This window comes from Variovorax sp. efr-133-TYG-130, assembly GCF_030208835.1.
In the GTDB taxonomy this organism is placed as follows: domain Bacteria; phylum Pseudomonadota; class Gammaproteobacteria; order Burkholderiales; family Burkholderiaceae_C; genus Variovorax.
Genome location: NZ_JARVTD010000010.1, coordinates 90,200 through 114,252 on the forward strand (window position 1 = coordinate 90,200; position 24,053 = coordinate 114,252).

6 protein-coding genes are annotated in these 24,053 nt (G+C 68.3%); 4 read left to right on the forward strand and 2 right to left on the reverse strand.

The window, feature by feature from the left end; genetic code table 11:
- Positions 1-5: 5 nt before the first annotated feature.
- Both QRN67_RS11905 and QRN67_RS11910 read left to right on the forward strand, forming a co-directional pair.
- A complete protein-coding gene (locus QRN67_RS11905; RefSeq protein ID WP_081267979.1) occupies positions 6-365 on the forward strand; it encodes a hypothetical protein in 360 nt (119 codons plus the stop codon).
- A gap of 127 nt (positions 366-492) precedes the next feature.
- Complete coding sequence (locus QRN67_RS11910) at positions 493-1,362, forward strand: DUF418 domain-containing protein (RefSeq protein ID WP_285411941.1); 870 nt, start codon at positions 493-495, stop codon at positions 1,360-1,362.
- Here QRN67_RS11910 and QRN67_RS11915 read toward each other — a convergent pair.
- Together QRN67_RS11915 and QRN67_RS11920 are read right to left on the reverse strand one after the other, a co-directional pair.
- On the reverse strand, positions 1,293-3,134 hold the full coding sequence (locus QRN67_RS11915; protein ID WP_285411943.1) for a bifunctional metallophosphatase/5'-nucleotidase: 1,842 nt from the start codon (positions 3,132-3,134) through the stop codon (positions 1,293-1,295). The two genes, QRN67_RS11910 and QRN67_RS11915, sit on opposite strands and share 70 nt — an antisense overlap.
- 100 nt (positions 3,135-3,234) lie before the next feature.
- A complete protein-coding gene (locus tag QRN67_RS11920; RefSeq protein ID WP_285411945.1) occupies positions 3,235-3,708 on the reverse strand; it encodes a hypothetical protein in 474 nt (157 codons plus the stop codon).
- 184 nt (positions 3,709-3,892) lie between these two features.
- Between QRN67_RS11920 and QRN67_RS11925 the strand changes: the two genes are divergently transcribed.
- On the forward strand, positions 3,893-4,102 hold the full coding sequence (locus QRN67_RS11925; RefSeq protein ID WP_081268037.1) for a hypothetical protein: 210 nt from the start codon (positions 3,893-3,895) through the stop codon (positions 4,100-4,102).
- A 692-nt stretch (positions 4,103-4,794) separates the two neighbouring features.
- On the forward strand, positions 4,795-24,030 hold the full coding sequence (locus QRN67_RS11930) for an Ig-like domain-containing protein (RefSeq protein WP_285411947.1): 19,236 nt from the start codon (positions 4,795-4,797) through the stop codon (positions 24,028-24,030).
- Positions 24,031-24,053 lie beyond the last annotated feature (23 nt).

Sequence of the window (24,053 nt, forward strand, 5' to 3'; positions counted from 1 at the left end):
TTCCGATGGCAAATATCAAGCAATCCATGGACGACCTGATGACCTGCGACGGCGCGCTGTGCGCGGCACTGGTCGACTCCAGCAGCGGCATGATCCTGGGCCAGATCGGCTCGGGCGTCGACCTGGAAGTGGCGGCGGCGGGCAACACCGAAGTGGTCCGCGCCAAGCTGCGCACCATGCGCGACCTGGGCCTGAACGACGTCATCGAGGACATCCTCATCACCCTGGGCAGGCAGTACCACATCATCCGGCCGATGCAGAAGAAGGAAGGCCTGTTCGTCTACCTCGTGCTCGACAAAGCCAAGTCGAACCTCGCGCTGGCCCGCCGCAAGACGCTGGACGTGGAGCAGAACCTGGCCGTCTGAGCGCGGGGCGCATGCGCCGAACAGCGCAATGTTCGCGCAATGCTGATTCATAGCATCGCAGGTCTGGCACGGGCGGCTCGCTGCAGCCGCCCGACATCCGGCATCCGACCCGACCCTGCGAACTCCGATGACATCCGATCCCGCAAGGCCGCCGCGCTATTCAGCCGCGGGCGGCTCCCCGAGCCATTCGAACACCGGCGCGCCGCGCGCGCGATCCCCGGCAGTGCCCGGGTCCGCGCAAGCCACGCGGCGCCTTGAACTGCTCGACGCGCTGCGCGGCTTCGCGCTGCTCGGGGTGCCGCTGCTCGACGCGAGGTCGATCACCCTCTTCGCGCTGCTCTTCGGCGCCGGCTTCGCATTGCAGTCCGGCGGCACGCGTCCCTGCAAACTGCGCATGCCGGTGCTGCAGCAGTCGGTGGCGCACCGGCGCTTCTGGGTCCGACTGTTGCGCGCGAGCTTCGGCGTCGGCGTGGTCGCGGGCACGCTGCTGCTGATGCTGCAGCACGGCGGCAACCGCGTCGCTGCCTGGCCGCATGGCGGCGCGGGCCTCGTCCTTGCGCGCCTGCTGCGCGAGATCGCGCCGCTGGCACTGTGCCTTTTCTGCATGGCGGGCTTCGTGCTGCTGTTCCAGCAATCCGCGTGGCGCCGATGGTTGTGCAAGCTGGCGCCGATGGGCCGCATGGCGCTGACCAACTTCCTCGCACAGACGCTGGTCGGCCTTGGCTTGTTCCACGGCATCGGGCTGGGCCCGGGGCCGCGGGTCGGCCCCCTGGGGGTTGCGCTCGCCGGTCTCGCGATCTTCGGGCTGCAGGCGCTTTTCAGTTGCTGGTGGCTGGGCCGCTTCCGCTTCGGCCCGGCAGAGTGGGTGTGGCACAGCTTGGTCTACGGCAAGCCACAACCGATGCGCCTGCGCGCGCCGCCGGCCGCTCAGGGCGGCGTGGCGTTGGTGATGCGGTCCGTTGCCGGCGGGGCCAACGGGCTGCCGGCCTTGATGTAGGCCTCGAGCGCGTCCACGTCCTGGTCGCCGCCGAGCGTGTTCGTGCCCTGGTTGAACACAGTGAAGTTGTCGCCGCCCGTGGCCAGGAAGCTGTTCATCGTGACGCGATAGCTGGTGGCGTCGGCCATCGCGGTGCCGTTGAGCGCCATGTTGGTGATGCGCGAGCCGGCGGGCTGCGCAAGGTTGTAGGTGTAGGTGAAGCCGGCCGACGGCAGCAGCACCCTCGGCGCCGCGGTCGTGTTGGCGCCGCTGTTGAACTGCTGCTCCAGCACCGCCCGGATCTGCGCGCCGGTCATGGTCTTGACCACGAGGCTGTTGCCGAAGGGCTGGACCGCGAAGATCTGCCCGTAGGTCACGCTGCCGTCGGAAGCGGGCGCGAGGTCGGCGCGCACGCCGCCCGGGTTCATGAAGGCGATCTGCGCGGCGCCCTTGTCGGCCGGCTTGGTCGCGGCCAGTTGCGCGTCGGCGATCAGGTTGCCCATCACGCTTTCCCGCGACGACGTCTGCGTGCGTGTGGCAGTGGCGGTGAGCTGGCCCACCACGCGCTGCACCAGCGGCCCCGCAATGGTGAGGTACTGGCTGATCAGCGCAGCCACTTGCTGGTTCTTGCCGAACACGGGGTACTGGTCGGTCACCGCATAGGTGGTGGCGCCGCTGGTGTAGCCCTCGCCCTGCACGATCACGTTGTCCGCCGCCTTGGCCGTGACCTTGCGCGTGCGGGTGTCGATCGTCAGGTTGATGTCGGTGAGCAGCGTGCCGTACTGGCCGGCACTGGTCAGCAGGAAGGGCTTGGCCGGGTTGGTCTTGCCGTAGTCGCACACATAGGAACGGTGCGTGTGGCCCGAAATGACCACGTCGACGGCGGCATCGAGCTTGTTGAGGATGGGCAAGATGTCGCCGCTCAGGCCAGTGCAGCTCTTGTCGTTGTAGCCCACGGTGGTGGTGCCGCCTTCGTGGATCACCACCACCACGGCGTCGGCGCCCTGGGCCTTCAGCTGCGGGATGAGCGCATTGGCGGTGTCGGCCTCGTCCTTGAAGCTCAGGCCGGCGACGCCGGCGGGCGTGACGATGTTGGGCGTGCCCTTCAGCGTCATGCCGATGAACGCCACCTTGACCGTGGCGCCGTCCTTGGTGAAGCTCTTCATGCCGGTGGCGGGGAACAGCGTGTTGCCGTCGGTCTTCACCGTGTTGGCCGACAGGAAGCCGAAGTTCGCACCCGGGAAGTTCTTGTTGACGCGGCACGGCTCGAGCGCGGTGTTCTTCGCGCAGCCGCCGTTCTTCATGCGCAGCAGTTCAGTCTGGCCCTTGTCGAACTCATGGTTGCCGACCGCGTTGAAGTCGATCTTCATGGCATTCACCGCCTCGATGGTCGACTCGTCCAGGAACAGCGCGGACACCAGCGGCGACGCACCGATCATGTCGCCGGCCGACACCACCGCGTTGTTCGGGTTCTTCTCCTTGAGCGCTGCGATGGCCGAAGCCATGTAGGCCGCGCCGCCGGCCGGCACCGCCACCGTGCCGCCACCCTTGGCCGGCGCGGAGATCGTCAGCTTCGGGGGCTCGAGGTTGCCGTGCAGGTCGTTGAAGGCAATGAGCTTGACATCCACTGTGCCTGGCACCGCGGGCGCTGGCGCTGGCGCTGGCGCCGCCGGATTGGAAGCGGTGGGCGCCGGCAGCGGCGGGAGGCTGTTCGAATTGTTGCTGCCGCCGCAGGCGGTCAGCGTGGCGAGTACGACGCCTGCCAGGGCGAGCTGTTTCAATGATGGTTGCATGGCACCTCTCCTCTGTTTGAGTGCAGCCGATGCTGGTGAAGACGCATGACGGCGCCGTGAATCCCTTCGGCCCTTGGAGGTTTCGGAGCTTTCTCGAATTTCAGGGCAGCTGGACCAGGCGGGCCGAGACACCTGGGCCAAAGGCGCTTTGCAACAACGACCGGGCCTGTGCGCTGCGCGTGTCGGCGAGCGACTGCACCGCGAGCCGCGCCTCGGCAGGCCGGCGCTGCAGGTGCCAGCCCTCCTGCCCGAGACGGATGAGCCGCGCGAGCGCTGCCGGGTCGGCCACGACGAGCCCGGTGGGTTTGATGTCGAGCCAGTCGGTCACCTGGTCGGTCTCCCCGCCCAGACGCTCGGCCGCGGCTTGCGCCAACGCATGCTGCGTGGCCGAGTCGCGCACCGCGCCCTGCAGCACGATGCCGCCGCCATGCCAGCGGATCTCGAGCAGCGGAACCGATGCGGCGTCGCTCACGCCGGCGGCTTTTTCAGTCGCGGGGCTCCATGCCGCGAGCACGACCACCACGACAGCCAGCAGGCAGGCAGCCAACGCAACGACTCCATGCAGTGGCTTCATCGCACTTTCTCGACTTCAATCCCTAGGGAAGACGAGCGCGAGCGTGCCACGCGGCCCATGACGCCGATATGACGACCGCGAACGGCGGTCAGGCCTACACGATTCGTCGCGGTGCGACGCCCCCTCCTGCGCACAGGCGCGGTAAGCTGATGGCTCCGCCACCCCAGCCCAAGGAATGCACCCCATGCCAGCGAACGCGAAAGTCACCGGAGATGTCGAGTACAGGGCCGGCGATGGCCCCCTCATCCTGATTCCCCAGGGCCCGATCGAGGTCCAGTTGGCACCCGACAGCGCAGTGCTGAGTTGGGGTGACGGCGGAAGCGCACAGACGACGGCGATTCCCATCGCCGAATACCAGCGCTATCTCGACGAAGGCGTGATCCAGCCGGACTGAGCCGAGCCTGGGCACAGGCGGCAGTGCCCCAGAGCGTTGCCTTCAAGATCTTCAAGAGCCTTTTCGTCGACAGCCGCCGTCGACGAAATCTCCGTCACCTTCACGCCGACGCGCTCCCCAACGCGCGTTGCGCCATCCATCGCCTGATCCCCCGAGTCAGGCCTGCACGCAGCCTGAAACCTTAGCAACGGTAAGCAATTGCCGTTCGCGCGGACTGCTCGCGTTTGCACCAGAGACCAAGCGCGCCCTCTCTTCGGCAAAACGCGCCGGATAGTTAGCGGCGCCCGTCGGCTCGACGTGAAATTTTTCGCGCCTGTCCTTGAAATTGAGCGCGCCAATCTTTCACGGCGCTCTTTGATTGTTTCAAAAATTGCAATGGACATGCAATAAATAATTCAGGAAACGCTCAGCATCAGCTTTGTTTCGTGCTCTTTTTCACGATTGCCTTGAATCGTATCCCCACAAGAATAATTCAGGCGGTCCCGATTGTCATCTAACTTCAATCATTGAAATATTCAAAACGCAATGTAACCCACTACATTGCGCTGTTCGAACAATCTGAAAAGGTGTGCCGATCTCGCTCGGAATGCCAGCCCGAGGGCAACCCCTGGTTGGCGGCAGCGCATATCACACCCCTTCAATTGCGTTCAAAGAAGTAATTGATCTCGGATTTAAATAGCAGGGAATAGAAGATGTTTTCGTTGGAAGTAATTGCCAAGCGCGGTGGGGAAGTCAGTCAGGTCCTGGTGAACGAGGTCTCCTTGAAAGCGGCCTCTGTCGTTCGAATTGGCCTGTCGAGTGACAGGATCAAGAGCATGCGTCGTGTCGGCAATGATCTGGTCGTGACCGCTGTATCGGGCGAGGTCATCACCATTCATGACTTCTTCACCGCTTTCGACGGAAACAGGAGCGACCTGGTACTGAACGACGATCAAGAGGGCCTGTGGCTCGCCGAAATCAGCGAGAACCAAGGCGACCTGGCGGTGGAGTATTCGGATATTGATTCCATCCAGCCATTGCTGCTGCACCAGGACTTCGAGCTCGGCCTCGTGCCTCTTCTGGTTGGCGGCGCTCTGGCGGGAGGAGTTGCCTTCGCCAGCAGGGGCGACGACTTTCAGGCGTTCGTCTTCCCCTCTGCGATGCCGGCACCAGGCGACACCATTCCGCCCGCGGCTCCCACTATCAATCCGACCAACGGCAAGCTGATCACAGGCTTGGCCGAAGCCGGCTCCGTGATCACCATCAAGGACGACTCGGGCAACATCATCGGCAGCACCACCGCCGCGTCTGACGGCACTTACACCATCGCCCCGGCGAACCCGCCGAAGGACGGCACGGCGCTGCACGCCGTCGCCACCGATGCAGCCGGCAACGCCAGCCCCGAAGCCACGGCCGCGGTCGACGGCAAGCCGCCGGTCATCGGCATCGCCATCCTCAATGACGCCAACAAGGATGGCTTCATCAACGCCAGCGAGAAAGGCGCCGATGTGACGGTGCAGGTCACGCTGGTGTCCGGCGCGGCCGCGGGCGACGTCATCACACTTGCCGCCGGCACGGCCTCGTCCAGCATCACCCTGACCGCGGCGGACGTCGCCAACGGCTTTGTCAACGCCTCCTTCGCCAATCCGGTGGAAGGCGACGTGATCAGCGTGAGCGCAACCAGCCGAGACATGGCCGGCAACGTTTCCCCGCCGGTGACGACAGGAAACGTCCGCCTCGACACCAGCGCTCCCGACGCGCCTGCCATCGGTGCTGCCTCGGACGACACGGGCCCGGTGCAGGGGCCGCTCGCCAGTGGCGGCATCACCGACGACACCACGCCCACCCTGACCGGCAGCGGCGCAACGCCGGGCGACGTCATCAAGGTCTACGACAACGGAAGCGCCATCGGCAGCACGACGGTCAGGGCCGACGGCGGCTGGAGCTTCACGCCGCCCAAGCCTCTGCCGGAGGGGACGCATCGGCTCGCCACCACCGCCTTCGACCCCGCCGGCAACGAGAGCAGGCCTTCGGCCGCCTTCACGGTCGAGGTGGACACCACGCCGCCTGCGGCGCTGGAAGCTTCCGTCATCCAGGTGCTGGACGACATAGGCGCCGTGCGCGGCCCCATTGCGGCGGGTGCGCAGACCGACGACAGCAAGCCGGAATACGTGGGCAAGGCCGACCCGGCGCAAGTTTCGAGCGTCAGGGTGTACGACAACGGCACGCTGATCGGCAGCACGGCGGTGAACGCCGACGGCACCTGGCGCTTCACGCCCGCACTGCCCCTGTCGACCGGTGCGCACAGCTTCACCGCGCAAGCGGTCGATGTGGCAGGCAACGCCAGCCCTCTCACACCGGCGTCCACCTTCACCCTGCTGGGTGATGCCCCTGCCGCGCCGGCCATCGTCGGCGTGAGCGACAACAAGGGCAGCATCAACGGGAACATCGCCAAAGATGCCAGCACCGACGACAACACCCCAACGTTGAGCGGCACCGGCACCGTCGGCACGGTCGTCACCGTGTACGCCGACGGCGTGGCCGTCGGTTCGGCCAGCGTGGCCGCCAACGGCACCTGGAGCGTCACGACCGATCCCTTGACCGGCGACGGCGTCAAGAACCTGAGCGCCATCGCCGTAGACGGCGCGGGCCAGGCCAGCCCCGCAACAGGCGACTACCCGATCGTGCTCGACACCACGGCGCCGGCAACACCGGCCACCCTCGTGGCCACGGACGACCAGGGCGCAGTCACCGGCGCCATCCCCGCCGGCGGCTCCACCGACGACGCATCGCCCACCTTCAGCGGCACCGGCGCCAGGGCCGGGGACATCGCCAAGCTGTATGACGGCGCCACCCCCATCGGCAGCACCGCGGTCAAGGCCGACGGTAGCTGGAGCCTCACGCCTGACAAACCCCTGGGCCAGGGCGCGCACAGCATCACGCACACGCTCACCGATGCCGCGGGCAACACCAGCGCCGCCAGCGCACCTCTTGCTTTCACGGTCGACTCATCGAATGTTGTCGTCAGCGTCGGCCACGCGGTGGACGACCAGGGCAGCAAACAAGGCAACCTCGCTCCAGGAGCTCTCACCGACGACACCACGCCCACGCTCGTGGGCACGGCAACGGCAACGGCCGTCGTGACCGTCACGGAAAACGCGACTGTCATCGGCTCCACCACGGCGGATGGCAACGGCAACTGGCGTCTCACGCTGCCGGCGCAGGCCGAAGGCACGCACAAGTACACGGCCACCGCGGTGAACGCGGCAGGCACCAAGGGCGAAGCCTCGCTCTCGCTCATCATCGACACGACGCCACCGACCGCGCCCTCCATCGCCAAGGCCACCGACGACGTCGGTTCGGTGCAGGGTCCGTTGACGAGCGGCAGTTCCACCGACGACACCACGCCCACGCTGACCGGCAGCGGCGCTACGCCAGGCGACGTCATCAGGGTCTACGACAACGCCAGCCCCATCGGCAGCGCGACGGTGCTGGCCGATGGCAGCTGGAGCTTCACGCCGACCACGCCGCTGGCCGAAGGCACGCATCGCCTCAGCACGTCGGCCATCGATGCCGCCGGCAACGAAAGCCCGCGTTCGGGCGACTTCACGGTCGACGTGGACACCACGCCGCCCTCGAGGCCGGACGCCTCGCTCATCCAGGTGCTGGACGACGTGGGCGCCGTGCAGGGCCCCATCGCCTCCGGCGCACAGACCGACGACAGCCGGCCGACCTACACCGGCAAGGCAGACCCCGCGCAGGTGTCGAGCATCAACGTCTACGACAACGGCTCGCTGATCGGCAGCACTGCCGTGAACGCAGACGGTACCTGGCGCTTCGAGCCCGCGCTTCCGCTGTCCACGGGCGCGCACAGCCTCACCGCGCAGGCCGTGGATGCGGCGGGCAATGCCAGCGCCCTCACGCCCGCTTCGACCTTCACGCTGCTGGGCACCGCGCCCGCGGCACCGGCCATCACCGGCGTGAGCGACAACAGGGGCGGCGTGACCGGCAACATCGCCAAGGACACCAGCACCGACGACAACACCCCCACGCTCAGCGGCACCGGCTCCGTCGGCACGGTCGTGACCGTGTACGCCGACGGCGTTGCCGTGGGCTCGGCCAGCGTGGCCGCCAATGGCACCTGGAGCGTGACCACCGACCCGCTGGGTGCCGACGGCGTCAAGAACCTGAGCGCCATCGCGGTCGACGGCGCGGGCCAAGCCAGTCCTGCCACGGGCATCTATCCGATCGTGCTCGACACCGCGCCTCCCGCCACCCCGGGCGTGGTCGTGGCAACGGACAAGGTTGGCGCGGTGCAAGGCACGGTCGCGTCCGGCGGCACCACGGACGACGTCTCGCCCACTTTCAGCGGCAGCGGCGTCAAGGCCGGAGACACCGTCAGGGTGTACGACGGCGCCACCCTCATCGGCAGCGCCACGGTCGCGACCGATGGCGGCTGGAGCGTCACGCCCGCCGCGTCCTTGGGCGCGGGCCTGCACAGCATCACGCAAACGGTCACCGATGCCGCGGGCAACACCAGCGCCGCCAGCGCGCCGCTGGCTTTCACGGTCGACACCTCCGACGTCATCGTCAGCGTCAAGCAGGCCCAGGAGCGCACGTCGGGGCGCGGAGCAAGGCAGATTGCCGGGCTCACCAACGACACCACACCGACGCTCGCGGGCAAGGCCACGGCCGGCGCGGTCGTCACGGTCACCGAAGGCGCTGCAGTTCTCGGCTCCGCCACGGCGGACGCCAGCGGCAACTGGAGCCTCACGCTGCCGGAACAGGCCGAGGGTGCGCACGAATACAAGGCCACCGCGGTGAACGCCGCCGGCACCAACGGGCAGGCCGTCCTCGGCCTGACCATCGACACCACGCCGCCGAAGATTCCTGCCATCGGCCAGGCCACGGACGACGTGGGCACGTTGCAGGGCCCGCTCGCGAACGGAGGCGCCAGCGACGACACCACGCCCACGCTCACCGGCAGCGGCGCAACCGCCGGCGATGTCATCACGGTCTACGACAACGGCAGCGCCGTCGGCAGCACCACGGTCAAGGCCGACGGCAGCTGGAGCTTCACGCCCACCACGCCGCTGGCCGAGGGAGCGCACCGGCTCACGACCACGGCCACCGATCCCGTGGGCAACGAGAGCAAGCCGTCGAGCGACTTCGTGATCACCGTGGACACCGTCGCTCCGGCCACGCCGGTCGCGGCAACCGGCTATGCCGACAACGTCGGCGCCATCCAGAGCCCGGCCAGCACCGCCAGGATCACCGACGACACCACGCCGGGCATCAACATCGGGACGCTGCTCAACGGCTTCACGCCGTCGCTGTATGTCGACGGCACCAAGGTCGCCTCGACCTATGACCCGGTCGCAGGCACGCTGACGCCCAATGTCCCGCTCGGCGATGGCGCGCACCAGCTCGGCTACACGCTGACCGACGCCGCCGGCAACGAGAGCATGCAGGCGCCCGCGCTCGCCGTCACCGTCAGCACGAACGCTCCGGCCGCTCCTGTTGCGGCAAGCGGCTATGCCGACAACGTGGGCGTCGTCCAGAGCCCGAACAGCACCGCGCCGACCACCGACGACACCACGCCGGGGCTCAACATCGCACCGGTGCCATCCGGCTCCACGCCTTCGCTGTACGTCGACGGCACCAAGGTCGCCGCGACCTATGACCCGGCCCTCGGCACGCTGACGCCGGATGCCCCGCTCGCAGAAGGCGCGCACCGCCTCAGCTACACGCTGACCAATACGGCCGGCAACGAGAGCGCACAGGCGCCGGCGCTTGCCGTCGTCGTCGACAAGACCGCCCCGGTCGCGCCGGTCATGCCGACGAGCTATGCCGACGACATCGGCACCGTACGGAACCCGGCCAGCACCGCGCCGAGCACCGACGACACCATGCCCGGGCTCAACATCGGCACGGTACCCGCCGACACGACGCCTTCGCTGTATATCGATGGCATCAAGGTCGCGGCGACCTATGACCCGGCCGCAGGCACGCTGACACCGAACGCGCCGCTGGCCGAGGGCTCGCACCGCCTCAGCTACACGCTGACCGATGCGGCCGGCAACGAGAGCGCGCCTTCGGGCGCTCTCGTGGTCAACATGGACATCACGCCGCCCCCGGCGCTCGACGCTTCGGTGCTGCAGGTGCTCGACGACGTGGGTTCGACGCAGGGCCCCATCGCTTCCGGGGCACAGACCGACGACAGCAAGCCCACCTACGCGGGCAGGGCGGACACTGCACAAGTGGCCAGCGTGAATGTCTACGACAACGGCAAGCTCATCGGCAGCACGGCGGTCAACGCCGACGGCACTTGGCGCTTCACGCCGGCGCTGCCCCTGGCAACCGGCCCGCACAGCTTCACCGCGCAAGCCGTGGATGCGGCAGGCAACGTCAGCGCCGCCACGCCCGCCTCCACCTTCACCCTGCTGGGCGACGCGCCCGCGGCTCCCGCCATCACCGGCGTGAGCGACGACAAGGGCAGCGTCAGCGGCAGCATCGCGCAGAACGCGAGCACCGACGACAACACGCCCACGCTCAGCGGCACCGGCACCGTCGGCACGGTCGTCACCGTCTATGCAGACGGCGTGGCCGTGGGCTCCACCAGCGTGGCGGCCAACGGCACCTGGAGCGTGACCACCAGCCCGCTGAGCGGCGACGGCGTCAAGAACCTCAAGGCCATCGCCGTGGACGGCGCCGGCCAGGCCAGCCCGGCCACGGGCGACTACCCGATCGTGCTCGACACCACGGCGCCGGCCACTCCGGCCACCGTCACGGCCACGGACGACCAGGGCGCAGTCACCGGCGCCATCCCCTCCGGCGGCTCCACCGACGACGCATCGCCCACCTTCAGCGGCAGCGGCGCCAGGGCAGGCGATACCGTCAAGCTGTATGACGGCGCGGCCCTCATCGGCAGCACCGCCGTCAAGGCCGACGGCACCTGGAGCCTCACGCCCGAGAAGCCACTTGCCAAAGGCGCGCACAGCATCACGCACACGCTCACCGATGCCGCGGGCAACACCAGTGCTGCCAGCGCACCGCTGAGCTTCACGGTCGATACCTCCGGCGTCGTCGTCAGCATCACCCATGCGGTGGACGACCAGGGCAGCAAGCAGGGCAACCTCGCTCCGGGCGCCGTCACGGACGACACCACGCCCACGCTGGTGGGCACGGCAACGGCCGGCTCCATCGTGACGATCAGGGAAGACTCGACCGCCCTGGGCTCCACCACGGCGGACACCAACGGCAACTGGAGCCTCGCGCTGCCGGTGCAGGCCGAAGGTGCGCACAAGTACACCGCCACCGCCGTGAACGCCGCCGGCACCAAGGGCGAAGCCACGCTGGCTTTGACCATCGACACCACCGCTCCCAACGTGCCCACCATCGCCAAGGCCACGGACGACGTCGGCTCGGTGCAAGGCCCGCTCGCGACCGGCGGTGCCAGCGACGACACCACGCCCACGCTCTCCGGCGCAGGAGCGACGCCCGGGGACGTCATCAAGGTCTACGACAACGGCAGCCCCATCGGCAGCACCACGGTGCAGGCCGACGGAAGCTGGAGCTTCACCCCCACCACGCCGCTGGCAGAAGGCTCGCACCAGCTCACCACCACTTCCATCGACCCCGTGGGCAATGAAAGCAAGCCTTCGGGATCGTTCGTCGTCAACGTCGACACCACCGCGCCAGGCACGCCGGTCGCGGCGACCGGCTATGCCGACAACGTGGGCGCCGTCCAGAACCCGGCCAGCACCGCCAGGATCACCGACGACACCACGCCGGGCATCAACATCGGCACGGTCGACGCAGACCTCAAACCCTCGCTGTATGTCGACGGCATCAAGGTCGCCTCGACCTATGACCCGGTCGCAGGCACGCTGACACCGAACGTCCCTCTCGGCGATGGCGCGCACCAGATCGGCTACACGCTGACCGACGCCGCCGGCAACGAGAGCAAGCCGGCGCCCGCACTCGCCGTTACCGTCAGCACGAACGCTCCGGCCGCTCCGGTTGCGGCAAGCGGCTATGCCGACAACGTCGGCGCCGTCCAGAGCCCGAACAGCACCGCGCCGACGACCGACGACACCACGCCCGGCATCAACATCGGCACCGTGACCAAAGACTTCACGCCCTCGCTGTATGTCGACGGCACCAAGGTCGCGTCGACCTACGACCCGGTCACCGGCACCCTCACGCCGACCACCGCACTGCCCGAAGGTGCGCACCAGATCAGCTATACGCTGACCGATACCGCCGGCAACGAGAGCAAGCCGGCACCGGCGCTGTCCCTGGCAGTCGACAAGAGCGCTCCGGCCATTCCGGCCATTGGCGCCGCGTCCGACAACATGGGCTCCGTGCAGGGCCCGCTCGCCAACGGAAGTTCCACCGACGACACCACGCCCACGCTCTCCGGCAACGGCGCAACGCCGGGCGACGTCATCAAGGTCTATGACAACGCCACCCCCATCGGCAGCACGACGGTGCAGCCGGACGGTAGCTGGAGCTTCACGCCGGCCACCCCGCTGACCGAAGGCACGCATCGACTCACCACCACGGCCGTCGACCCGGCCGGCAACGAGAGCGCGCCATCGGGTGCCTTCACGGTCAGCGTGGACACCACCGCGCCCGCGACGCTGGACGCCTCGAAGATCCAGGTGCTGGACGACGTGGGCGCCGTGCAGGGCCCCATCGCCTCGGGCGCTCAAACCGACGACAGCAAGCCTGAATACGTCGGCAAGGCAGATCCGGCCCAGGTCGCCAGCGTCAACGTCTACGACAACGGCAAGCTCATCGGCAGCACGGCGGTCAACGCCGATGGCACTTGGCGCTTCACGCCGGCGCTGCCCCTGACGACCGGCCCGCACAGCCTCACCGCGCAGGCCGTGGATGCGGCGGGCAACGTCAGCGCCGCTACGCCCGCCTCTACCTTCACCCTGCTGGGCGATGCGCCCGCGGCGCCCGCCATCACCGGCGTGAGCGACGACAAGGGCAGCGTCAGCGGCAGCATCGCGCAGAACGCGAGCACCGACGACAACACGCCCACGCTCAGCGGCACCGGTACCGTCGGCACGGTCGTCACCGTCTATGCAGACGGCGTGGCCGTGGGCTCCACCAGCGTGGCCGCCAACGGCACCTGGAGCGTGACCACCAGCCCGCTGAGCGGCGACGGCGTCAAGAACCTCAAGGCCATCGCCGTGGACGGCGCCGGCCAGGCCAGCCCGGCCACGGGCGACTACCCGATCGTGCTCGACACCACGCCGCCAGCCACGCCCGTCTCGGTCGTGGCCACGGACGACCAGGGCGCGGTCACCGGCGCCATCCCCGCCGGCGGCTCCACCGACGACGCCTCGCCCACCTTCAGCGGCAGCGGCGCCAAGGCCGGCGACGTCGTCAAGGTGTACGACGGCGCCACGCTCATCGGCAGCGCCGCTGTGGCGAGCGATGGAAAGTGGAGCCTCGCGCTCAGCACCCCGCTGGGCGATGGCGCGCACAGCATCACCCACACCCTCACCGACGCCGCGGGCAATACCAGCGCAGCCAGCGCCCCTCTGGTTTTCGCGGTCGACACCGCGAATGTCGTCGTCAGCGTCGGCCACGCGGTGGACGACCAGGGGAGCAAGCAGGGCAACCTCGCTCCAGGGGCTCTCACCGACGACACCACGCCCACGCTCGTGGGCAAGGCGACGCGCGGTGCCATCGTGACTGTCCATGAAGAATCGGTCGTGCTCGGCTCCACCACGGCGGACGCCAGCGGCAACTGGAGCCTCACGCTGCCGGCGCAGGTCGAAGGTACGCACAAGTACACGGCCACCGCGGTGAACGCGGCGGGCACCAAGGGCGAAGCCTCGCTCTCGCTGACCATCGACACCACCGCTCCCAACGTGCCCGCCATCGGCAAGGCCACAGACGACGTCGGCTCCGTGCAGGGCCGGCTCATGACCGGCGGCTACAGCGACGACACCACGCCCACCCTCTCCGGCGAAGGGGCGACGCCCGGCGACGTCATCAAGGTCTACGACAACGGCAGCGCCATCGGCAGCACCACGGTCAAGGCCGACGGGAGCTGGAGCTTCACGCCGACCACGCCGCTGGCAGAAGGCACGCACCAGCTCACCGCCACGGCCATCGACCCGGTCGGCAACGAGAGTCCGCGTTCGGGCGCCTTCGTCGTGAATGTCGACACCACCGCGCCAGGCACGCCGGTCGCGGCAACCGGCTATGCCGACAACGTCGGCGCGATCCAGAATCCGGCCAGCAATGCCGCGACCACCGACGACACCACGCCCGGACTCAACATCGGCCCGGTATCCGCGGACCTCACACCCTCGCTGTATGTCGATGGCGTCAAGGTCGCCTCGACCTATGACCCGGTCGCAGGCACGCTGACGCCCAATGTCCCGCTCGGCGATGGCGCGCACCAGATCGGCTACACGCTGACCGACGCCGCCGGCAACGAGAGCGGGCAGGCCCCTGCGCTGTCCGTCGCCGTCCGCACTGGCGCGCCAGGCGCGCCGTCCACTCCGGCAGGCTACGCCGACAACGTCGGCGCCATCCAGAACCCGGCCAGCACCGCGCCGACCACCGACGACGCCACGCCCGGCCTCAACATCGGTCCGGTGTCAAACGGCTTGACGCCGTCTCTGTACGTGGACGACGCCAAGGTCACTGCGACCTATGACCCCGTGACCGGCACGCTGACGCCGAACACCGCCCTGGCCGAAGGCGAGCACCGGATCAGCTACACGCTGACCGACACGGCCGGCAACGAGAGCAGGCAGGCCCCGGCACTCGTGGTCACGGTCGACAGGACCGCGCCGACGGCACCGAAGGTTCCGGCGAGCTATGCCGACAACGTCGGCACCATCCAGAGCCCGGCAAGCACCGCCGCGACCACCGACGACGCGATGCCCGGCATCAACATCGGCACGGTAGCGTCCGGCTCGACACCGTCGCTGTATGTGGACGGAGCCAGGGTCGCCGCAATCCACGACCCCGCGAGCGGCACGCTGACACCGAGCGCGCCCCTGACCGAAGGCTCGCACCGCCTCAGCTACACGCTGACCGATGCGGCCGGCAACGAGAGCCCCCAGTCGGGCGCCCTCGTGATCGACGTGGACACCACGGTGCCCGCGACGCTGGACGCCTCGAAGATCCAGGTGCTGGACGACGTGGGCGCCGTGCAAGGCCCCATCGCCTCGGGCGCGCAGACCGACGACAGCAAGCCTGAATACATCGGCAAGGCAGACCCGGCCCAGGTCGCCAGCATCAACGTCTACGACAACGGCAAGCTCATCGGCAGCACGCCGGTCAACGCCGATGGCACTTGGCGCTTCACGCCCGCGCTGCCCCTGGCAACCGGCCCGCACAGCTTCACCGCGCAAGCCGTGGATGCAGCGGGCAACGTCAGCGCCGCCACGCCTGCATCGACCTTCACCCTGCTGGGCGACGCGCCCGCGGCTCCCGCCATCACCGGCGTGAGCGACGACAAGGGCAGCGTCAGCGGCAGCATCGCGCAGAACGCGAGCACCGACGACAACACCCCAACGTTGAGCGGCACCGGCACCGTCGGCACGGTCGTCACCGTCTATGCAGACGGCGTGGCTGTGGGCTCCACCAGCGTGGCCGCCAACGGCACCTGGAGCGTGACCACCAGCCCGCTGAGCGGCGACGGCGTCAAGAACCTCAAGGCTATCGCCGTCGACGGCGCCGGCCAGGCCAGCCCGGCCACGGGCGACTACCCCATCGTGCTCGACACCACGGCGCCAGCCACTCCGGCCACCGTCGTGGCCACGGACGACCAGGGCGCTGTCACCGGCGCCATCCCCGCCGGCGGCTCCACCGACGACGCCTCGCCCACCTTCAGCGGCAGCGGCGCCAGGGCCGGCGATACCGTCAAGCTGTATGACGGCGCCGCCCTCATCGGCAGCACCGCCGTCAAGGCCGACGGCACCTGGAGCCTCACGCCCGAGAAGCCACTTGCCAAGGGCGCGCACAGCATCACGCACACGCTCACCGATGCCGCGGGCAACACCAGTGCTGCCAGCGCACCGCTGAGCTTCACGGTCGACACCTCCGGCGTCGTCGTCAGCATCACCCATGCGGTGGACGACCAGGGCAGCAAGCAGGGCAACCTCGCCCCGGGCGCTGTCACGGACGACACCACGCCCACCCTGGTGGGCACGGCAACGGCCGGCTCCATCATCACGATCAGGGAAGACTCGAGCGCCCTGGGCTCCACCACGGCGGACACCAACGGCAACTGGAGCCTCGCGCTGCCGGTGCAGGCCGAAGGTGCGCACAGGTACACCGCCACCGCCGTGAACGCCGCCGGCACCAAGGGCGAAGCCACGCTGGCCCTGACCATCGACACCACCGCTCCAAACGTGCCCACCATCGCCAAGGCCACGGACGACGTCGGCTCGGTGCAAGGCCCGCTCGCGACCGGCGGTGCCAGCGACGACACCACGCCCACGCTCTCCGGCGCAGGAGCGACGCCCGGCGACGTCATCAAGGTCTACGACAACGGCAGCCCCATCGGCAGCACCACGGTGCAGGCCGACGGAAGCTGGAGCTTCACGCCCACCACGCCGCTGGCAGAAGGCACGCACCAGCTCACCACCACTTCCATCGACCCCGTGGGCAATGAAAGCAAGCCCTCGGGATCGTTCGTCGTCAACGTAGACACCACGCCACCCACCGCCAAGGCCACGCTCAGCGCGATCGGCACCGACACCGGCACGAGCAGCAGCGACTTCGTCACCAGCGATCGCACGCTCGTAGCCACGGTCACAGTCGACAAGGCCATGGAGCCCGGCGCCACGGTGCAGATATCCGTGGACAACGGAAGGACCTGGAACAAGGCCTCGCTGGTCGGCGGCGATACCTACCAGTTCGACAACACGGCCACGGCCCTGGCCGATGGCAGCCACACGTTCCTGGCACGCGTGGTGGACGCCGCAGGCAATGCGGGCTCGCCCACCTCGCAAGTCGTCGTCATCGACACCAGCGCACCGACTGCCGACAACGCCGTCGCCATCACCGCCTACATCGACGACGTCGCGCCCAACACCGGCGAGTACGGCACCGGCACCAGCACGAACGACACGACGCCGACGCTCAAGGGCACCGTCTCTGGCCTGAAGACCGGCGACGTCGTCCAGATCTACGAAGGCACCACGCTGCTGGGCACGGCCACCGTGTCCGGTTCCGCCTGGACCTTCGCCACGCCGGCTCTGGCCGACGGCAGCACCCACAGCTACACGGCGGCAATCGCCGATGCCGCGGGCAACAGGGGTACGACCTCGGGAGCCTTCTCGCTGACGGTGGACGCCACCGCGCCGACGCAGGCCGCCACCATCGTTTCCTACACCGACGACATCGGCACCAACCGGGGCGACTTCGCCAGCGGCACTAGCACCGACGACACCGCACCGGTGCTCAACGGCAAGCTGAGCGAGGCCATCGGCGCCACCGACGTGGTTCGGATCTACGAAGGTACGACCCTGCTGGGCACCGCCACCGTTACCGGCACGAGCTGGACCTTCGCCGTTCCGGCCCTGGCCAGCGGCAGCACCCACAGCTACACCGCGGCAATCGCCGACGCGGCGGGCAACGTCGGCGCAGCCTCCCCGGCCTTCACGCTGACCGTGGACACCACGCCCCCAGCGCAGAGCGTGACCATCACCGCCTACACCGACGACGTCGGCACCAACCGGGGCGACTTTGGCAGCGGCACCACCACCGACGACATGACCCCGCTGCTGCGCGGCACGCTGAGCGAAGCCATCGGCGCGACCGACGTGGTGCGGATCTACGAAGGCACGGCGCTGCTCGGCACCGCCACGGTCACGGGCACCAGCTGGACCTTCGCCACGCCCGCGCTGGCCAACGGCAGCACCCATACATATACGGCGGTGGTAGCCGATGCGGCGGGCAACCAGAGCGCGGCTTCGAGCGCCTTCACACTGACCGTGAGCACGTCCGCGCCCGCGCAGACCACGACCATCACCGCCTACACCGACAACGTCGGGCTCATCCAGGGAGACTTCGCCAGCGGCACGAGCACGGACGACACCACGCCCGTGCTTCGCGGAGAACTGGGCACGGCCATCGGCGCCACCGATACAGTGCGCGTCTACGAAGGCACCACGCTGCTGGGCACCGCCACCGTGACCGGCACCCGCTGGAGCTTTGCCACGTCCACGCTGGCCGAAGGCAGCACGCACAGCTACATGGCGGTCGTCACGGATGCCGCCGGCAATGAAGGCGCGCCCTCCTCGCGCTTCACGCTGACGGTCGACACGACCGCGCCAACGCAGGCGGTGGCCATCACGAGCTATCTCGACAACCAGGACCCGCAGCAAGGCACATTCGCATCCGGCAGCAAGACCAACGACACCGCGCCGCAGCTCAACGGCACGCTCGCAGGCACGCTGGGCGCAGGTGAAGTGGTGGCGCTGTACCGCGACGGCGTGCGCCTCGGCGCCGCCACCATGACGGGCGCCGCGACCTGGACCTTCCAGGACACCGGCCTCGTCGACGGCACCAGCTACAGCTACACCGCGCGCGTCGAGGATGCGGCGGGCAACCGCGGCGGCGCCTCGGCAGTGTTCACGCTCGTCGTCGACCAGAGCGCTCCCTCGGCGGCACCGTCCATCGACAGCATCACGGACGACGTGACGCCGGTCACCGGGCCGATCACGTCCGGCAGCACGACCAACGACGCCCGCCCCGAGCTCAAGGGTTCCGGCGCAGAGCCGAACGGCACCGTCAGGATCTACGACAGCGGCAGGCTGATCGGCACCGCCACGGCCGACGGCACGGGCACATGGAGCTTCACCCCCGCGGCGGGATCGGAACTCTCCAACGGCGCGCACAGCCTGACGGTGAGCAACGTCGATACGGCTGGCAACGAAGGGCCGAAGTCGGTCCCCGTGACCTTCACGGTCGACACGGTGGCGCCAGCCACGCCTCCCTCCATCGACAGCGCCACGGACGACGTCGCACCGGTCGTCGGCCCGATCACCGCGGGCAGCACGACCAACGACGCACGCCCCGAGCTCAAGGGCACGGGTGCCGAGCCGAATGGCACCGTCAGGGTCTACGACAACGGCGCGCTGATCGGTTCTGCCACGGCAGACGGCACCGGCCAATGGAGCTTCACGCCCGAGATGGGCAAGGAACTCGCCAATGGCGCGCACAGCCTGGCGGTGAGCAACGTCGACGCCGCCGGCAACGAAGGGCCGAAGTCGGCGCCGATGGCCTTCACGGTCGACACGGTCGCTCCAACGGCGGCGCCCTCGATCGACGCCCTCATCGACGACACGGAGCCGGTCACCGGCCCGGTCACCCCGGGCGGCACAACCAACGACACCCGCCCCGAGCTCAAGGGTTCCGGGGCGGAGCCGAACGGCACCGTCAGGGTCTACGACAACGGTTCGTTGATCGGCAGCGCCACCGCGGACGCGGCGGGCAAGTGGAGCTTCACGCCCGAGGCTGGCAAGGAACTGGCCAACGGCGCGCACAGCCTGGCGGCGAGCAACGTCGACGCCGCAGGCAACGAAGGGCCGAAGTCGGCACCGACGGCTTTCACGGTCGTCACGGTTGCGCCCACGGGTGCGCCGTCGATCGACAGCGTCACCGACGATGTCGCACCGGTCACCGGCCCGATCGTCTCGGGCAGCACGACCAACGACACCCGTCCCGAGCTGAAGGGCTCGGGAGCGCAGCCGAACGGCACAGTCAGGATCTACGACAACGGCGCGCTGATCGGCTCCGCCACGGCGGACGCCTCGGGCAAGTGGAGTTTCACGCCCGAAGCCGGCAAGGAACTGGCCAACGGCGCGCACAGCCTGGCGGTGAGCAACGTCGACGCGGCCGGCAACGAGGGGCCGAAGTCCACGCCGCTGGCCTTCACGGTCGACACGGTCGTTCCCTCCACGACGCCGTCCATCGACAGCGTCACGGATGACGTCGCGCCGGTCACCGGCCCGATCACCTCGGGCAGCACGACGAACGACGCCCGCCCCGAGCTGAAAGGCTCGGGCGCGGAGCCGAACGGCACCGTCAGGGTCTACGACAACGGTACGCTGATCGGCACCGCCGCGGCAGACGCCTCGGGCAAGTGGAGCTTCACGCCTGAAGCCGGCAAGGAACTGGCCAACGGCGCGCACAGCCTGGCGGTGAGCAACGTCGACGCCGCAGGCAACGAAGGACCGAAGTCGGCGCCCCTGGCCTTCACGGTCGACACCGTCGCGCCCTCCACGGCGCCGTCCATCGACAGCGTCACGGATGACGTCGCGCCGGTCACCGGCCCGATCATCGCGGGAGGCACGACCAATGATGCCCGCCCCGAGCTGAAGGGCTCGGGCGCGGAGCCCAATGGCACCGTCAGGATCTACGACAACGGCGCGCTCATCGGCACCGCCACGGCAGACGCGTCGGGCAAGTGGAGCTTCACGCCCGAAGCCGGCAAGGAGCTGGCCAACGGCGCGCACAGCCTGACCACGAGCAATGTCGATGCTGCGGGCAACGAGGGGCCGAAGTCGGCACCGCTGGCCTTCGCGGTCGACACGGTGGCTCCCTCCTCGGCACCTTCCATCGACAGCTTGATGGACGGCGTCGCGCCGGTCACCGGCCCGATCGCCTCGGGTAGCACGACCAACGAAACCCGGCCTGTCTTGAAGGGCGCGGGGGCCGAGCCCAACGGCACGGTCAGGATCTACGACAACGGCACGCTGATCGGCTCCGCCAGCGCCGACGGCGCGGGCAACTGGAGTTTCACGCCCGAAGCCGGCAAGGAGCTGGCCAACGGCGCGCACAGCCTCGCGGTGAGCAACGTCGACGCGGCCGGCAACGAAGGGCCGAAGTCGGCACCGCTGGCATTCACCGTCGACACCATGCCACCGCCCGTGGCCACCCTGGGCCTGGACAACTACTCGGACAGCTTCGCCGCTGCAGGCACGCTGGCCGCCAATCAATCTTCCGACCGCTACAGCAACGACAACACCTTCGATCTCGTGCTGACCGGCGCCGACACCTCGGCCGCGAGCTATGAGGTGTCCACCAACGGCGGCACGGTCTGGAAGGCAACCACGGCTGCGCAAAGCAACCTGTCCGACGGAAAGTACCTGTTCCGCGCAACCCTCACCGATGCAGCCGGCAACACCACGCCCGCAGCCAGCATCGTCGCCGTGACCGTGGACCGGACCGCCCCCGGGCTCGATCTGCAGCGCGTCGGCGGCAGACTGGTAGCGGGCAAGACCGAAGCCGGCGCGCTGGTCGCGATCGACGTGGGCAACAACGGGTCTGTCGAGGCGAGCGTCACCGCCGATGCCGACGGCAACTGGACCTGGACGCCATCGACGTCGATCGCCGCCAACACGGTCGTCTCCGCCGTGGCCTACGACCTTGCCGGCAATGCGTCGAGCAAGGGCTCGCAAGCCGCCGACACGACCCCACCCGAGGTCACCATCCAGAAGAGCGACGGCACCCGCTTTTCGGGAACGACCTCGGACGCCGACACGCCAACGGTTTCGCCCACCTCGACGAGGCCGATCACGGTGACGCTCAGTGTCGACAAGAACGCCGACGGCGTGATCGACTACCTGCTCCCCTTCACGGCCACGGTCACCGCCGACGGCGCATGGAGCATCGACGCGTCGTCCGCGCCGGTGAATATCGGCGCGATCGTCACGGCCGTGGCACGCGACTACAACGGCAACGCCTCCGCGCCGGCAGTGGTGACAGTGGGCGGCGGCACCAGCCGGATTTCCGGCACCACCAGATCCGACAACTTCGGCTACGACGTGCAGGCCATCGGCGACTTCAACGGCGACGGCTACAACGACTTCGCGGTCGTGGCGCCCCATGGATCGTCGGCCGAGCGCAGTGCGAACAGGTGGAGCGTCAACATCCTCTACGGCAGCAAGCAAGGGCTGCCGGACCTGAGCAGTGTTTCGAACCTGCCTGGAACCGACGGACTGAAGATATTCACTTCGGGCGATATCTCCGACTCCAACATCCTGACCGCCGTCCAGGGCTACGGCGACGTGAACGGCGACGGCTATTCGGACGTGATCCTCTACGACGACAACCTGAACAGCGCCTGGGTCATCTTCGGGAGGTCTTCCGAGGGTGCAGGCTCCGCTCCGGTGAACGTGGATGTGCGCACCATCATCTCGTCCGGCGGCGACAGCAACGGTGTTGCGATCGTGCAGCGCGAGGGCGGGTCGACCTGGTTCGGCGCGGCCGGCGCGCTCGTGGACGTGAACGGCGACGGGTATGCGGACATCATCATGCAGGACTGGCAGCGAGGCACCGGCTCGTCGGGCACGGCCATCCTCTATGGCCACGCCGGCGCCGCAGGCTCGGCAGCCTGGTCCAACTACTACGTCGGCTTCACCGGTTCGAGTCCGGCGAGGTATGTCTCGGACAACCGAAACTCATCGGCGGAAAGCACCCGACCGCACACGATCATCTACAACGACAACACGAACGGCTACCCCACCAACGTGATGAACATCGGGGACATCAACGGCGATGGCTACGCGGACTTCGCCTACGGCATGTACAACGCCAGGAATCCAGCTGGCAACATCGACAACGCCGGCGCCATCCAGGTGATCTACGGCACGTCGAAAGGCTTCCCGCAGGATTACAGCCTGCAGACCGACTACACGAACATCAGCAATGGCTTCCGCGTCTACGGCGAACAGGCGAACCAGTACCTGGGCACCTACATCGACCCGGAACCCTACGGCTACCTGTCGAACACGGGCATGCCCATCTCCTCGGGCGACGTCAACGGGGACGGCATCGCGGACATGATCATCGGATCGCCGCAATTCGGGCCGGACGCTGGAGAGCAACGAGGGCCGGGCCGCGTCTACGTGGTCTACGGCAAGGCCGGCGGAGCGGCCTCGAACGTCAACCTCGCCAACCTCTCGTCCGCCGATGGCTTCGTCATCACGGCGTCGGACAGCACGGCGGATGCGATGTTCGGCAACGGGACTTCGGTGGGTGACTTCAACGGCGACGGCATCGACGACATCGCCATCGGCGCGCCACTGGCCGACGTGGGCGGCATCAACAACGGTGCCGTCTACATCCTGTATGGCCAGCAAGGCGGCTACTCCGGGTTCCAGAGTGTCACGGCGGCCTACAGGGGTACCCAATCGGCAACGGTATTCGACGCCAACTATCGCCAGAACGGCGACGCGAACTCCGGGTCGATGCTGGGCGTGAACGTGGCGCTGTCCGACCTGAACGGCGACGGGCAGGCCGACCTGGCCCTCGGTTCCCCATACCACGACATGCCGTGGTCGGCGGCGACGGGCTACCTGGAGGTGGTCTATGCGGACGCATTCAACTTCACCAACCTGCTGACGGTCGGCGACGACGTCATCAAGGCCACCGATGGCCGGGACAGGCTTTCCGGCGGCGCCGGCAACGACGTCATCACGGGCGTGCGCTCAGGCGACAGCGCCTACGGCGGCGCGGGCAACGACAGGATCCACATCGAAGAAATCAATGGCGTTGTTCGGGTGGACGGTGGCCTGGGCATAGACACCCTGGTGGTCGATGCCTCCAACATCACGCTGGACCTGGCGGCGCTTGGGCTGAAGGTGAAGGGCTTCGAGAACTTCGATCTCGGCACCGGCGCAGCCAACAAGGGCAATGCCCTCAAGCTGCGGCTCTCCGACGTCCTGAACCAGCAGAGCAGCACGGGCACGGTGAATGGCACGGGCCAGGGTCATCTGCGCGTTACCGGCGATTCAGACGATACGGTGCAGCTGCTGCATGGTTCGGACAAGTGGAGCAACACCGGTTCCAGGACGATCGATGGAGTGAACTACAACATCTATCACAACAGCACCATGGATTCGGCGAACACGCTGGGAGATATCTGGATCCAGCAGGGCATCTCGGTCATCTGAACGAAGAAAGGAGCCCCTTTCGG